At 55.3% G+C, this 13,095-nt stretch carries 13 protein-coding genes; 2 read left to right on the forward strand and 11 right to left on the reverse strand.

The window, feature by feature from the left end:
• Window positions 1-148: 148 nt before the first annotated feature.
• The 6 genes from EV680_RS02375 to mqo all read right to left on the reverse strand — a co-directional run bounded on the left by EV680_RS02375 (window position 149) and on the right by mqo (window position 6,201).
• Complete coding sequence (locus EV680_RS02375; RefSeq protein WP_132952830.1) at window positions 149-580, reverse strand: ExbD/TolR family protein; 432 nt, start codon at window positions 578-580, stop codon at window positions 149-151.
• Window positions 581-583: 3 nt separating this feature from the next.
• Window positions 584-1,243 carry a MotA/TolQ/ExbB proton channel family protein gene (locus EV680_RS02380; RefSeq protein ID WP_132952832.1) on the reverse strand — a complete coding sequence of 220 codons (660 nt, stop codon included), beginning with the start codon at window positions 1,241-1,243 and terminating at the stop codon, window positions 584-586.
• A 63-nt stretch (window positions 1,244-1,306) separates the two neighbouring features.
• Window positions 1,307-2,098: an energy transducer TonB gene (locus EV680_RS02385; RefSeq protein ID WP_132952834.1), complete on the reverse strand. Its 792-nt coding sequence runs from the start codon at window positions 2,096-2,098 to the stop codon at window positions 1,307-1,309.
• A 190-nt stretch (window positions 2,099-2,288) separates the two neighbouring features.
• Complete coding sequence (locus EV680_RS02390; RefSeq protein ID WP_132952836.1) at window positions 2,289-3,086, reverse strand: lysophospholipid acyltransferase family protein; 798 nt, start codon at window positions 3,084-3,086, stop codon at window positions 2,289-2,291.
• A gap of 83 nt (window positions 3,087-3,169) precedes the next feature.
• Window positions 3,170-3,919, reverse strand: a complete 750-nt coding sequence (locus EV680_RS02395; protein ID WP_132952838.1) for a GNAT family N-acetyltransferase — start codon at window positions 3,917-3,919, stop codon at window positions 3,170-3,172.
• Between the two features lie 578 nt (window positions 3,920-4,497).
• Window positions 4,498-6,201 (reverse strand): malate dehydrogenase (quinone), encoded by a 1,704-nt coding sequence (mqo, locus tag EV680_RS02400; RefSeq protein WP_132952840.1) that lies wholly within the window; start codon window positions 6,199-6,201, stop codon window positions 4,498-4,500.
• 307 nt (window positions 6,202-6,508) lie between these two features.
• On the opposite strand from mqo, the gene EV680_RS02405 reads away from it, so the two are divergent.
• Window positions 6,509-6,946 carry a GNAT family N-acetyltransferase gene (locus tag EV680_RS02405; protein ID WP_132952842.1) on the forward strand — a complete coding sequence of 146 codons (438 nt, stop codon included), beginning with the start codon at window positions 6,509-6,511 and terminating at the stop codon, window positions 6,944-6,946.
• A gap of 162 nt (window positions 6,947-7,108) precedes the next feature.
• Here the strand turns inward: EV680_RS02405 and EV680_RS02410 are convergent, their stop codons facing one another.
• The gene (locus EV680_RS02410; RefSeq protein ID WP_132952844.1) at window positions 7,109-7,762 is read right to left on the reverse strand and encodes an FABP family protein; all 654 of its coding nucleotides are present in this window, start codon (window positions 7,760-7,762) and stop codon (window positions 7,109-7,111) included.
• A 163-nt stretch (window positions 7,763-7,925) separates the two neighbouring features.
• Window positions 7,926-8,258, reverse strand: a complete 333-nt coding sequence (locus tag EV680_RS02415; protein WP_132952846.1) for a cupin domain-containing protein — start codon at window positions 8,256-8,258, stop codon at window positions 7,926-7,928.
• A gap of 213 nt (window positions 8,259-8,471) precedes the next feature.
• Here EV680_RS02415 and EV680_RS02420 point away from each other — a divergent pair, with 213 nt between their 5' ends.
• Window positions 8,472-9,026 carry a ZapG family protein gene (locus EV680_RS02420; protein ID WP_132952848.1) on the forward strand — a complete coding sequence of 185 codons (555 nt, stop codon included), beginning with the start codon at window positions 8,472-8,474 and terminating at the stop codon, window positions 9,024-9,026.
• Between the two features lie 288 nt (window positions 9,027-9,314).
• Here EV680_RS02420 and EV680_RS02425 read toward each other — a convergent pair whose 3' ends face one another.
• The 3 genes from EV680_RS02425 to EV680_RS02435 form a co-directional block, all read right to left on the reverse strand.
• Window positions 9,315-9,875, reverse strand: coding sequence for a cysteine hydrolase family protein (locus tag EV680_RS02425; RefSeq protein ID WP_132952850.1), 561 nt, complete (start codon window positions 9,873-9,875; stop codon window positions 9,315-9,317).
• A 131-nt stretch (window positions 9,876-10,006) separates the two neighbouring features.
• On the reverse strand, window positions 10,007-11,437 hold the full coding sequence (locus tag EV680_RS02430; protein ID WP_132952852.1) for an aminobutyraldehyde dehydrogenase: 1,431 nt from the start codon (window positions 11,435-11,437) through the stop codon (window positions 10,007-10,009).
• Window positions 11,438-11,541: 104 nt separating this feature from the next.
• Window positions 11,542-12,933, reverse strand: a complete 1,392-nt coding sequence (locus tag EV680_RS02435; RefSeq protein ID WP_132952854.1) for a putrescine aminotransferase — start codon at window positions 12,931-12,933, stop codon at window positions 11,542-11,544.
• Window positions 12,934-13,095: the final 162 nt, after the last annotated feature.

A 13,095-nucleotide genomic window follows, 5' to 3' on the forward strand; every position in this document is an offset into this window, starting at 1 on the left:
TACTATCTGTACTGTCTGCGGCTCGCCGCCTTGTTAGCTTACTTTTTTGAATGGGTATCACTATATGCTGAATAATGCTGCACAATAAAACAGGCCGTCTGAAAGCCCACGCTTCAGACGGCCTGTTTACACAGCCGGCATAGCAAGCTTAATTGCCCGGCGTTTCTTCCGTTACAAAGCCCACTTTGCTCACACCGGCTTCGCGCGCGGCAATCAGGGCTTTGGCTACAAAATCGTAAGACACTTCTTTATCGGCGGCGATGGCCAAAATGGTGTCCGAGTTTTGCGCCTGCGCCGCTTGCAGCTGCGCGCCCAATTCATCCAAACGCAGCCCTTGCGTATCGGTGCCCAAATAATAGGCGCCGTTGGCATCGATGCTGAGCCGCAGCGGATCTTTGGGCTGCTCTTGCTGCTTGGCATGCTCGGAAGCCGTGGGCAGTTGCAGCGGAATCGAATGCGTGAGCACCGGCATGGTGATCATAAACACAATCAGCAATACCAGCATCACATCCACCAGCGGGGTGACGTTAATGTCGGACATCGGCGCATCTTCGCCGGAATTCATCGAGCCGAAAGCCATGGTTTAATCCTTTTGATTCAAAAGCTGCACATGCAGATCATGGGCAAACGCATCCATATTCTGCGCCAGGGTTTTGTTGCCGCGCACCAAAAAGTTATACGCCAACACCGCCGGAATCGCCACAAACAGGCCCGCGGCCGTGGCCACCAGCGCCTCGCCGATGGGGCCGGCCACAGCCGCAATGCTCATCTGGCCGCTGGTGCTGATGTTGATCAGCGCATGGTAAATGCCCCACACAGTGCCGAAAAGGCCGATAAAAGGCGCGGTGGCGCCGATAGAGGCCAGCGCGGTGAGGCCGCTGTCAAACGGGCGCAGAATCTGGCTCATGCTGTTGCGTATCTGGCGCACCAAATATTCATTCAGCGGCACGGCCGCGGCCATTTGCGTGTCTTTATGTTGGCAGTAATTGCCATGCGCGCGCACGGATGCCAGCGTTAGCTCGCTGATGGGCGACTCGATGCTTTCGGCCTGCACCACCGCTTCGGGCAGCGTTTGTGCATTCCAAATCAAGGGCTGCACTGCAGCATTGCCTTTTTTCGCCCGCCGCAGCTTGAGCGCGCGCACGATAATCACGCTCCATGTGATGATGCTCATCAACACCAGCACCAAAAACACACCCATCAACACATAATCGCCTGATTCAAATACCTGTCCTAAATCCATTGTTTTCTTCCCAACTTAAATTAATCAAATCCGTCTGTTTTGCCTTGGTGGCAGGCTGCAGCCTTATTGCAGCTTGAAGCTCACCGGCACCGTGTATTCCGTCCAGCCGTTGGGCTGGAAGCGGCCGTTTTTTCCCGCATTGCGGGCGGCACGGTCGAGCCGCGCAAAGCCGCTGCTCTTGGCCACGCCGACATTGGTAACCTTGCCATCGGGCGACACCATAATTTTCAACACCACCGTGCCCTCTTCGCCGTTTTCTTGAGAAATCGTCGGATAAGGCGGCCGTGCAATCGAGCCGGTGGCGCGGATGGCGTTGGCCGCGCTGCTGCCGGCACCAGAGCCGCCGCTGCCGCCTGCTTGGCTGCCGCCGGCACCGCCTTCGCCACGTGCACTCGAATGATTGCCGCCGCTGCGCTCGCCGCTGCCGCGGCCTTCTGCGGCGGTGATTTTGGCTGCGGGCCGCTCGGCAGGCCGTTCAGCAACCTGCTCGGCAGGCTTGGGCTCGGGCGTTTCCTGCTTCGGCTTCGGTTTAGGCTGTTCAACCGGCTTCGGCTTTTCCGGCACTTGGCGGATATCGGCTTTGTCGTTTTTCGTCACCACCGGTTTGAGAACCGGCTTGGCCGGCTCCAGCGGGCGCGGCTTGGGCGGCTCCACTTTGGGCGGGGGCGGCGGCGGCGCAGGCGCGCTTTCCGGCTGCCCGCCGCCGCTGCCCAAATCGCTCAAATCCACAAATTCGATATGCTGCACCGTCACCTGCGCGGGCTTGGCCGATTGCCACAGCAAGCTCATCAAGCCGATGTGCAGCAAAGCCACCAAGGCAAACACCGACGGCGTTAAGATATGTTCGTTTTTCATAGCCGCACAATATTAATGGAAATAATTCCCGTTTACAACCTAAATATTGATTTTATTTACATCTTGCACAATCATTCAGCATACGAAGCAAGCCCAACAGCATACATCCCATACACAACACACAAAACATCAAGGCCGTCTGAAACCTTTTCAGACGGCCTTGATGCCTTACTGCTTTGTGTTGTCGCCATTATCCATCCGCAGACCATTCAGCCGCAGCTTGCGCCCTGCCCGGTTCCGCGACCGGCCGCACCGGCACCGATTCGGCCAGCTTAGCCGCCAATTGCGCACGCACTTCGGCCGCCAGCTCGCGCCGGCTGCCCTCCGCGGCCAGCGGCGGCAGAAAATCGAGCACCACCACGCTTTGCGGCTGCGCCACAATCGCGCGCAACGACTGCACAAAGCTGGTGTCGCCGCAATAAGCCATCTGCTCGTTCAGGCCGCCATCAGCCAGCGGATAGCAGCACAACACCGGCATCACCTTGGCCTGATGATCCAGCGCGATTTGAAAAAAGCTGCTTTTAAACGGCAACACCACATCGCCCACGGTGGTGGTGCCCTCAGGGAAAATCGCCACCACTTCGCCATCACACAGCGCCTGCGCGGTTTGCGCCACTTTTGCCCGTGTGCCGCCGCTGCGCTCGCGCGACACAAACACCGTACCCGCCTTACGCGCCAGATAGCCCGCCACCGGCCAATGCGCCACCTCGGCCTTAGCCACAAAGCGCGCCGGCACCACCGCATTGACGGCAAACACATCCAGCCACGAAATATGGTTGGCCGCCAGCATCAGCGGGCCTGCTTCAGGCGCGGGCGGCACGCCGTTTACCTGCAGGCGCACGCCGCAAATATTCAGCAGCTGTGCCGACCAAGCGCCGATGCGCGCCAACTGCCGCTGCCGGCTCAGCCAGGGAAACCACAAAGCCATTTGCAACACGCCGCCAAGCATATGCAAACCGACCAAACACAAACGAAAAACAGTACGCATAAAAAAGGCCGTCTGAAACCTTAAACCACCAAACCATTAAGGGCTGTTCACCAAGCGCCTTTCAAGCAGAATGCTTTGGCAAACTATTTGGAAAAATGCTTGAGATAGCGCGGGCTCACCCGCGACATCGGCATCATAATCAACACATCGGCGCAGTTAAAATCCGCATCCCAAGCCGGCTCGCCGCAAATATACGCGCCCGCGCGCAAATAGCCTTTAATCAGCGCCGGGCATTCGGCCGCCACATCATCGCGCAAGGCCGGCAAGGGCAGCGGCAAATGAGGAAACACGCGATATTCGGGCGGGCACAAATAAGTTTGCGCCAACTTTTTATACAGGCTGGCCGCAAAATGGCCGCCATCGGCCATGCTCATGCTGCCGCAACCTATCATATATTCCAGCCGCTCGGCCTGCATAAATTTCACCAACCCCGACCACAACAACATCACCGTGCCGCCGTGTCGGTAATCGCGGTGCACGCAGGCGCGCCCCAATTCCACCGTGTGCGGCAGCAAATGGCGGATGCGCGCCAAATCGAATTCGCTCTCGCTATACCAACCGCCCAGCGCACGTGCGCCTTCTTCGGTGAGCAAACGATAGCAGCCCACCGCGCGGCCGCTGTCTTCATCGCGCACAATCAAATGGCGGCAATATTCATCGTATTTATCCACATCCAAACCGTTATCGCTCTTGATATCGGCGCCCATTTCTTCGGCAAACACCTTATAGCGCAGCCGCTGTGCTTCTTCTATATCGGCATCGCAGCGCGCCAGCGCCACCGTTAGGCGGCCTTGCCCGGCCGTCGCTTGATTTCGAGCATCACGTTGCAGCATCGCATCTCTCCGTTTCTGAATCTGCTGATTTATTTTTCAACAAGAATGAACCAAATCTAAAAAACAAGATAACAAGGCAGCGAGCCGCAAACATTACCGTTCGGTTTTTTAGGTTTGACATTGCCCATCACCAACGCACCCTATCACCATGGCTTGAATTTAACACTTTACAAATCTTTGATGACAGCTACATGAATGTTTGATGTCTTTATGCTAAAAATATGAACAAAGGCCGTCTGAAAAGTTTCAGACGGCCTCACCTTCATGCCCTGCAGGCCAACCACGATGATTTCCCGCACAGCATCGAAAGCTCACTCGAACTGAAAGAAAATGAGCGTCGCATTTCACTATAGTAGAATGCAAGAAAAAGTGATACAAAGCCACGTACTATCACGGAGTAGGTTGGGTTGATAAACCCAACGTTTCAGACGGCCTGTGGGCTTGTTGGGTTTTCAACCCAACCTACCCGTTGTATCACTTTTTTATGTATTTCACGATATTAAACGGCATCGCCAAACGGCTTACTTATATAAAAAAACCGGCTCTTTCGAGCCGGTTTGCGCTTTCAGACGGCCTGTTTACATGGCCTGCTCTTCTTTATTCAGGTTTTTTTCATCGTTGGCCGCCGGTGCCGCCGGGATAACGGGCGGCATGGCTTGGGCGGGATTGGGGTGGTTTAAATCGGCCGGCACTTCGATATACGGCAGCTGCAAGGTTTCGCTGGTGGCGCGGCGGATTTCATTGGTGAGCGCCGGGCTGCTGTTGATTTGCCGGCCGTAGGAGGGCACGATTTCTTTAATGCGCGCTTCCCAGCCTTGTGCCATCTGCTCGGGAAAAGCTTTGGGCAGCAAGCCCAGCATAATGGAAGGCGAAGTGGATGCGCCGGGCGAAGCACCTAAAAGCGCGGCAATGGTGTGGTCTTTATCGGCCACGATTTCGGTGCCGAATTGCAGTACGCTGCCTTTTTCCAGGTCTTTTTTGATGATTTGCACGCGCTGGCCGGCGGTGATCAGCTTCCATGAATCGGGCTTGGCGCTGGGGTAATATTTCAGCAATTCGGCCTGGCGGTCGCTGTCGGTAAGCATGGCCTGCTGCACCAGATATTGCACCAAATCAAGATTTTCCACGCCCACAGCCATCATACCGGCAACGTTGTGTATGTTCACCGAGCTGAGCAAGTCAAACCAGCTGCCGTTTTTCAAAAACTTGGTGCTGTAAAGCGCAAACGGGCCAAACAGCATGGTTTGTTTGCCGTCGAGGAAGCGGGTGTCCAGATGCGGCACCGACATCGGCGGCGCGCCGGTTTCGGCTTGGCCGTATACTTTGGCGCGGTGTTGGGTGGTGAGGCTCGGATTGTCAAACGACAAGAACTGGCCGCCCACGGGGAAACCGGCATAGTTTTGCGCTTCGGGAATGCCCGACATTTGCAATAGCTTCAACGAGGCACCGCCTGCGCCGATAAACACAAATTTGGCTTTCACGGTTTTCTCTGTTTGCGTGGCCAAATCGTATACGGTCACGTTCCAGGTTTTATCACTGTTTTGGCGCAAGGCGCGCACTTCGTGTTGCAAGTTGAGCTTGAAATTGGGCTGTTTTTGCAAAGCGGCGGTGAGCTGGTTGGTAATCACGCCAAAGTTGACATCGGTGCCCAAAGGCATATAGGTGGCGGCCACTTTTTGCTGCGGGTCGCGCCCTTCAATCAGCAAAGGCGCCCATTGGCGGATTTGCTCTTGATCGGTGGAAAACTGCATGCCGTAAAACATCGGCTGCTGCACCAGCGCGGCATGGCGCTTGCGCAAAAATTCGATATTGGCATCGCCCCATACAAAGCTCATGTGCGGCGTGGCATTGATAAAGTCTTGCGGATGGCTGCTCAGGCGGCCTGCACGCACTTGATGCGCCCAGAATTGGCGCGATACTTCAAATTGCTCGGTAATGCGCACGGCGCGGTCGGTTTTCACCACGCCGTTTTTCTCGGGGGTATAGTTTAATTCGGCAAAAGCAGCATGGCCGGTGCCGGCATTGTTCCAGCCATTGGAGCTTTCCAAGCCCACCGCATCCAGCCGCTCAAAGGCTTCGATGTTCCAGTCGGGCTGTAATTCTTGCAGGAAAGTGGACAGCGTCATGCTCATAATGCCGCCGCCGATTACCACCACGTCTATCGGCTTTTCGTTTTCGGCTGCGGGCACGCTGCGTTGGTAGAGCGGCCAGTTTAAAAAAATCAAGGCGGCTGCCAGCACCGCCACGATGAGGTATGCGAAAATTTTGATGATTTTTTTCATAATGCTTTTCATCTGGGAAAAAAGAAGCACTATTTTAACATGACCAATTTGATTTAAATCAAATTTTTATGATTTCTATCTTGACAACAACAGCATTGACTTTCACAAACCACTTTATTTATTAACAACCTTTGCAAAACCTCAGTGTTCACATTGACAAACCCAGCGTTCAACCTTAGGTAAAATCTGATAAAAATCAATAAAATCCGCCATTAAGATTTAATGAAGCAGAATCCTCATTTCGTTGCGCTTGCATGGCCGCACCACTATACTCTGTCTTTCAACAGCAACCGAAAGACAAAGCCTTATGAATATCCGTAAAGCGCAGCCCGAAGATCATCACGCGCTTCTGGCTATTTGGGAGCAATCCGTGCGCGCTTCGCATGATTTTTTATCAGAACAAGATATCAGCCGGCTGCTGATTGTGGTGCGCGACCAAGCCCTGCCCTGCCTTGAAGTGTGGGTATTGTGCGATGAAACAGAAACACCCATCGGCTTTATGGGGCTGAGCGGCAACAAGCTCGGGGCTTTGTTTATTGCGCCCGCCCGCTTTCGGCAAGGTGCCGGCAAGCTGATGCTTCATTATGCACGCAAATTGAAAGGCCGGCTGCTGGTGGATGTGAACGAGCAAAATCCTCAGGCTGTGGCCTTTTATTTGGCCAATGGATTCGCCGTTTCCCACCGTTCGCCCACAGATGCCCAAGGGCGCCCATTTGCGCTGCTGCATTTGAGCGAACCCGATTAGGCCGCCCACCATTCGATTTGAGCGCACGCATATACATCACAGGCCGTCTGAACTTTTTGTTTTCAGACGGCCTCTTTCTCAAATCACATTGCTGCTGCATTTATTGCCTGCACCGTTTAAGCAGATGCACTTTATTTATTTTTTAGACGGAGCGCATGCTGTTTACCCCGCAGCCTTGGCCTTCATCGCTGCCAGCGCGGTGGGATTGGGCGTGGCTTCGCCGATTTTGTGCAAGGTGTTTTGATCGGTGTGGGCAAAAGGTGCGGCATAGCCCGGCACAATCAGCGTGGTGGTTTGCTGATACGACCAAGTGCCGTCATCGTGCAGGGTGATGGTGATGCGGTAGTGATCGGTTTTGAAGGCATGTTCGAGAAAGGGATTAGAGCAGATGCCGTTTTCGGTGCTGCCGCGCACGGCTTCCACGCTGAAGGTTTTGTCATCTGCCTTGGCGCGGCCGGTAGCCATAGCGGTTTGGCCGCGCGGAATGGTGAGGGTTTGTATCAAATTACCGGTGGCCGGCTCCCACAGCCAATAGCCCACTTGGTCGTGAAACGTTTCCACTTCGCCCGGCTGCACGATATGGAGATGGTAGCGCAGGCCGTAAAAAAGCTGCGGGCCGTTGGTTTGGCCGTCGATGGGCTGCATTTCAGCGTGTTCGATATAGGCATCGTGTTCGGGGCCGTCGGCCTTGGGGTTCACATCATGGCCGGCCGCGCCGCGCCAAATGCCGGCCAGACCGGCAAGCGGGCCGAGGTTGGCGAGGGTGTCGGGGTCGACTTCGGGCTCGGTGTAGATGTCTTTGGGAAAATCAGTCATGTTGTTTAGCCTGTCGGATAAGGGTAAAAATCACGGTAATGGCAATATATTAATACAATCACCCGCAGGCGCAACCATTTGCCGCCGGCGCCCGAACATTATTTTGAGCATGCTCAAGATAATGCCAAGCCTAAAAATAAGATCAGCAAGCGGCGCCGGTAGGTTATTTTTCAGGTTCGGTATAAAACACCGCCAGCCAAACAGTGGGCATATTCGGGTCTGTTTGCACCACCCTGTGGCGGCAATGCGCAGGAATGTGCACATAATCGCCGGCTTCAAGAGCCGTTTCGCGGCCATCGGCAAAAGCGAGCCGCGCGTTGCCCTGCACCAGCAACACCCATTCGGCTTCTTCTTGGTCATACCAAAAATCGGCAGGCGAAGCGTGGCCGTGGGACACAATGCGCTCGATGCGCACGGTCGGGCTTTGTAAAAGCGTTTCAAAGGCTTCTTGCGCCTGCCGATCGGGCAGCGGCCGGCAGAGATTACGGCTGTGCATCAATATTTTCCTTCTATAGTTAAACATTGCCGGGCAACCATGATGTGATTCTATAATATTTCCATACTAGGCCGTCTGAAACATGGGTTTCAGACGGCCTGATATTTTTAGGCTGCCCACTTGTTGCGTCAAGCGCTTCGTTGGTAAGATAGCTTTGAAAGCCTGATGGCGGCTTGAAACACCATATCCGGATAACCTATAGAGGAGAACACCATGAATGCAGATTTGCCTTGGGGCTTGCAATTGGCGCTGGCAGCGCTGGCCGGTTTGGCGCTGGGCTTGCTGGCGATGTGGCTGATATTGCGGCAAAACAGCGCCAAACAAAAAGCACACGAAGCGCTGGCACAGCAATTTAGCGATTACCGCCATAAAGTGGACCAACATTTTGTAGACACCGCCGCCGCCGTAGACGAGCTCAACCGCAGCTATCAAAAAGTGGTGCAGCATCTGAGCGCCGGCGCGCAAACCCTGATGGGCAAAGAAGCCTTGCAAGAACAATTGGCGCAGCGCAGCAATAAAGCGGTAACGGTGTCTTATCTGGCCGCAGCAGCGGTGGAGCCGCTGGCGCAAGAGAGCGATGCCGGCGCGGCCGTGCAGGCCGCAGCAGCGGCCAGCGAGCCTGTGTTGCCGGCCGACAAAGAAATTATTCCACCGCCGATCGATCCGGAAGAGCAAGAGCCGGTGAGCGATGTGCCGGTGATCGATGCGCCGCCCACTTTGGCGATTGAAGAAGAGGATGAACACGAGCCCAAAGTGCCGAGAATTTAAAAAGCACCGAGAATCTAAATAATATGATGTAAAAGCCAAAGGCCGTCTGAAACGTTTCAGACGGCCTTTGGCTTTTGATTCATCCGTAGGTCGGATGCTTGAATTCGACACTTACCCGAAGCGCAAGACATTCCTGTTTTCCGCCTTAATGTTTAGCCTTAACGACCCTATGTCGGATTCGAGCATCCGACCAACGCATGGCTTCTCCACAATGTGTGCCAAACATTAAGATTGCATGCAGAGGCCGTCTGAAAGATTAGTTTCAGACGGCCTTAACAGCATCAATCATCAAACCATTTCCAGCAGCTCATCCGTGCTTTGCACTTGCGCATAACCGAATTGCAGCGCCGCCATAAAAGCCGCATGCACTTGCGCGGCCGGCACTTTGATACCGCCCCATTCCATCGCCAGCGTGGCGCAGGCATCGTGGGCGAGGTGGCATTCGTAGCCCAAATCGGCTGCAGCGCGGGTGGCTGCATCGATGCACATATGGCTCATCGCGCCCACGATAAACAGGCGTTTGATGCCCCGCTTTTGCAATTGCGCCTGCAAATCGGTGCCGAGAAAGCTGTTGACATGGTGTTTCAAAATCACCGGCTCGCCCTCTAGCGGCGCCATGCTTGCGTGGATTTGCGCGCCTTCGGAGCCGGGCTGGAAAAACGGCGCATCCGCGCTTGAAAACTCATGGCGGATATGGAAAACCGGCAAGCCTTGCGCGCGAAATGCCGCCAAAAGCTTGGCGCCGTTTGCCGCGGCGGCTTCGGTGTTGTCCAGCGGCCATTTTGCGCTGGGAAAAGTGGGAAAATAATCGTTTTGGAAATCCACAATCAATAAAGCGGTGTCGGACATTTTGCTTTTCCTTATCTTTTGATTTAAGCGCTGAAACATGGTTTGCAGGTTTGCTGGTTCAATTAATAAACCTGCGGCAACTGCCAACGAATCAGGCCGTCTGAAACCTTTCAGACGGCCTTGCCCATTCCTTACAGCGCCACCATCACATGCTTGGTAATCAGATAATCGCCCACGGCTTCGGCCGACAAATCTTTGCCGAAGCCCGATTGCTTGAAGCCGCCGTGCGGCGTTTCCGAGGTGAGCGGCAAGTGGTCGTTTACCCACACGGTGCCGAAGCGTAAATCGGCGGCAAAGCGCATGGCGCGGGCCACATCGGTGGTGAACACGGATGAAGCCAGGCCGAAGCGCACATCGTTGGCCATGGCCAGCGCTTCTTCGTCGGTTTTAAAGGTTTGGATGGTCATCACCGGGCCGAACACTTCGTTTTGCACGATTTCGGCTTTTTGATCCACGCCGGTGAGCAAGGTGGGGCTGTAGAAATGACCGCCGCCGAAATCGAGCGTGTGTCCGCCAAACAAGGCTTTGGCGCCTGCCGCTTGGGCGCGCTCGACAAAGCCCGCCACGCGCTCGAGCTGTTTGGCGGAAATCAGCGGTCCCATCATCACGCCTTCGTCAAACGGCTGCCCCACTTTAAACGCCTGTGCTTGTGCCAGCAGCGCTTCGGTGAATTTTTCTTTTACCGATTCGTGCACCAAAATGCGGGTGGCGGCGGTGCAGTCGTGGCCGGAATTGATAAAGCCGCCGAAGGCCGCTTTTTCGGCGGCGCGCTCGATATCGGCATCTTCAAACACAATTAGCGGCGCTTTGCCGCCCAATTCGAGGTGCACGCGCTTGAGCGAATCGGCGGCGCTACGCATAATGAATTTGCCGGTGTCGCTCGAGCCGGTGAGGCTCACCATTTGAATATCGGGGTGCGCTACCAACGCTTTGCCGGTGTCGGCCGCGCCGGTGATGATGTTCAACACGCCGTCGGGCAGGCCTGCTTCTTGGGCGATTTCGCCCAGCAGCAAAGTGGTGCGCGGCGTCATTTCAGAGGGTTTGATGATGGAAGTGCAGCCTGCGGCCAGGGCGGGGCCGATTTTCCAGGCCGCCATCAGCAAGGGGTAATTCCACGGCGCAATGCCGGCGCTCACGCCGCACGGCTCGCGGCGCAGCATAGATGTGTAGGCGCTGTTGTATTCGCCGGCGCTGCTGCCGCCGGTGTCACGCGCGGCGGTGGCGAAAAAGCGCAGGTTGTCTACCACAAAAGGCAGGTCGCCGCCTTTGCTGATGAATTCATAAGGCTTACCGGAGTCTTCCGTTTCGATTTTTGCCAACTCATCGGCGCGCGCTTCGATGATATCGGCCATTTTCCACAACACGCCCGAGCGCTCGCCCGGTGTGGCTTTCGACCAGCGCCCGTCGTCAAACGCGGCTTTGGCCGCCGCCACGGCGGCATTCACTTCCTGTTCGCCGGCGGTGGCCACTTGCGCCACGGTTTTGCCCGTGGCCGGGTTTTCCACATCTACCGTGCCGCTGCCGGCCTGCCATCGGCCGTTAATCCATAATCCGTATTCCATTGCTTTCTCCTCGAGATTCAGTGAACATCAATTGACTGGGCATTGCTGAAAATAGGTTTTCTGTTTTCTTTAATAAGAATAAGGCCGTCTGAAATCTCAGCGCTTCAAGCCGATTCGCTCACGCTTTTTAATGTATCTTCCAGCCGCACCAACACTTCATCCAGCAATTCATAAGGAATATTCAAGGCCGGCTCCAGCCGCACCACCGATGAATTGTTGAGTGTGCCCGAAGTGAGCACATGGCGCTTGAACAAGCCCGACACCACTTTATAGCCGATTTCGTCGTTTTCAAACACCATCGCCAAAAGCAGGCCTTTGCCGCGGATGTCTTTCAGGATATGCGGATATTTGTTGCGCAGCATGCCGATTTTTTGCAGCAGATAATCGCCTTTTTCGGCAGCCTGCTGCGGCAGGTTTTCTTCCAGCATTACCCGAATGCCGGCCAATGCGGCGGCACAAGCCAGCGGGTTGCCGCCGGTGGTGGTGGTGTGCATAAAGGGGTTGGGCTCGAGGCAAGACCAAATCTCGGCGCTCGAGAAAAAACCCGACATCGGTACCACGCCGCCGCCCAGCGCTTTGCCGAAGCAGATGATATCGGGCGCCACGCCCCAATGATCCACACCGAAAATTTTGCCGGTGCGGCCAAAGCCGGTTTGCACTTCGTCGGCAATCAAAAGCACGCCGTAGCGGCTGCAGATTTCGCGCAGGCGCGGCCAATAATTATCGGGCGGCACAATGGCACCGGCCTCGCCCTGTATCGGCTCCACCACCACTGCTGCCACATCCATGCTGCCCACCGAGTCGGCAATGCGCAAAAGCTGCTCCACCGCGTCGGCATCGCCATAAGGCACGTGGCGCACGCCGCCGAGCAGCGGCAAAAGCGGCTCGCGGTAAACAAATTTGCCCAAAAGCGAGAGCGCGCCCAGCGATTTGCCGTGAAAGCCGCCGGTGGTGGAAATAAAGCCGCGCCGACCGGTGTAGAGCTTGGCGAGCTTCATCGCGCCGTCTACCGCTTCGGTGCCGCTGTTGGCAAAAAAGCCGTATTGCAATTCACCCGGAGTGAGCTTGGCAATCACTTTGGCCAGCTGGCCGCGCAGGGGGTCGAGCATTTCCTGGCTGTATTGCGGGCTGCGGTCGAGCTGTGCTTTCACCGCTTCAACGATTTTCGGGTGGCGGATGCCGGGGCTGTAGAGGCCGAAGCCGCCGAGCATGTCGATGTATTCGCGCCCCATAATGTCGCGCAGAATCGAGCCTTGGCCATACCAATCGGTGAGGGCGAAATCGGCGGTTTCAGTAACGGATTTGCGATAATTGAGAAAGCCGCGGTTAACGTGGTGGGCAAAATTATCCGCCACGTTGGACGACACCCAGCGGCGCTGTGTGTCGCTCAATTCGTTTTCCGGCGTGTTGATGATGTCGAGCATTTGCGCAGCTTCATTCAAAGCGGCGTTGATATCTCTATCAGCGGGATGTGTGTGAGAAGGGGCGGTAGACATAAATTCTCCTGGCATGCGGTTGGGTTTGGCAGCCGGAAAATTTTTTATCAATCAAAATGGGTAAAACAAGGCCTGAGCGGCTGTTAACACCAATAAAATTTACCGGCTGGAAAAAAACGGTTCATGGTTGCTGTGTTTGAGAAATCAATAGAAAAAAGAGTA

Source organism: Uruburuella suis, assembly GCF_004341385.1.
GTDB lineage: Bacteria > Pseudomonadota > Gammaproteobacteria > Burkholderiales > Neisseriaceae > Neisseria > Neisseria suis.

Excerpts from the sequence above, each read along its gene's own strand:
- EV680_RS02375 (WP_132952830.1), bottom strand. The coding sequence starts at position 580 with ATGGCTTTCGGCTCGATGAATTCCGGCGAAGATGCGCCGATGTCCGAC.
- EV680_RS02425 (WP_132952850.1), bottom strand. The coding sequence starts at position 9,875 with ATGTCCGACACCGCTTTATTGATTGTGGATTTCCAAAACGATTATTTT.
- EV680_RS02420 (WP_132952848.1), top strand. The coding sequence starts at position 8,472 with ATGAATGCAGATTTGCCTTGGGGCTTGCAATTGGCGCTGGCAGCGCTG.
- mqo (WP_132952840.1), bottom strand. The coding sequence starts at position 6,201 with ATGAAAAAAATCATCAAAATTTTCGCATACCTCATCGTGGCGGTGCTG.
- EV680_RS02390 (WP_132952836.1), bottom strand. The coding sequence starts at position 3,086 with ATGCGTACTGTTTTTCGTTTGTGTTTGGTCGGTTTGCATATGCTTGGC.
- EV680_RS02435 (WP_132952854.1), bottom strand. The coding sequence starts at position 12,933 with ATGTCTACCGCCCCTTCTCACACACATCCCGCTGATAGAGATATCAAC.
- EV680_RS02385 (WP_132952834.1), bottom strand. The coding sequence starts at position 2,098 with ATGAAAAACGAACATATCTTAACGCCGTCGGTGTTTGCCTTGGTGGCT.
- EV680_RS02395 (WP_132952838.1), bottom strand. The coding sequence starts at position 3,919 with ATGCTGCAACGTGATGCTCGAAATCAAGCGACGGCCGGGCAAGGCCGC.
- EV680_RS02410 (WP_132952844.1), bottom strand. The coding sequence starts at position 7,762 with ATGACTGATTTTCCCAAAGACATCTACACCGAGCCCGAAGTCGACCCC.
- EV680_RS02430 (WP_132952852.1), bottom strand. The coding sequence starts at position 11,437 with ATGGAATACGGATTATGGATTAACGGCCGATGGCAGGCCGGCAGCGGC.
- EV680_RS02415 (WP_132952846.1), bottom strand. The coding sequence starts at position 8,258 with ATGCACAGCCGTAATCTCTGCCGGCCGCTGCCCGATCGGCAGGCGCAA.
- EV680_RS02380 (WP_132952832.1), bottom strand. The coding sequence starts at position 1,243 with ATGGATTTAGGACAGGTATTTGAATCAGGCGATTATGTGTTGATGGGT.
- EV680_RS02405 (WP_132952842.1), top strand. The coding sequence starts at position 6,509 with ATGAATATCCGTAAAGCGCAGCCCGAAGATCATCACGCGCTTCTGGCT.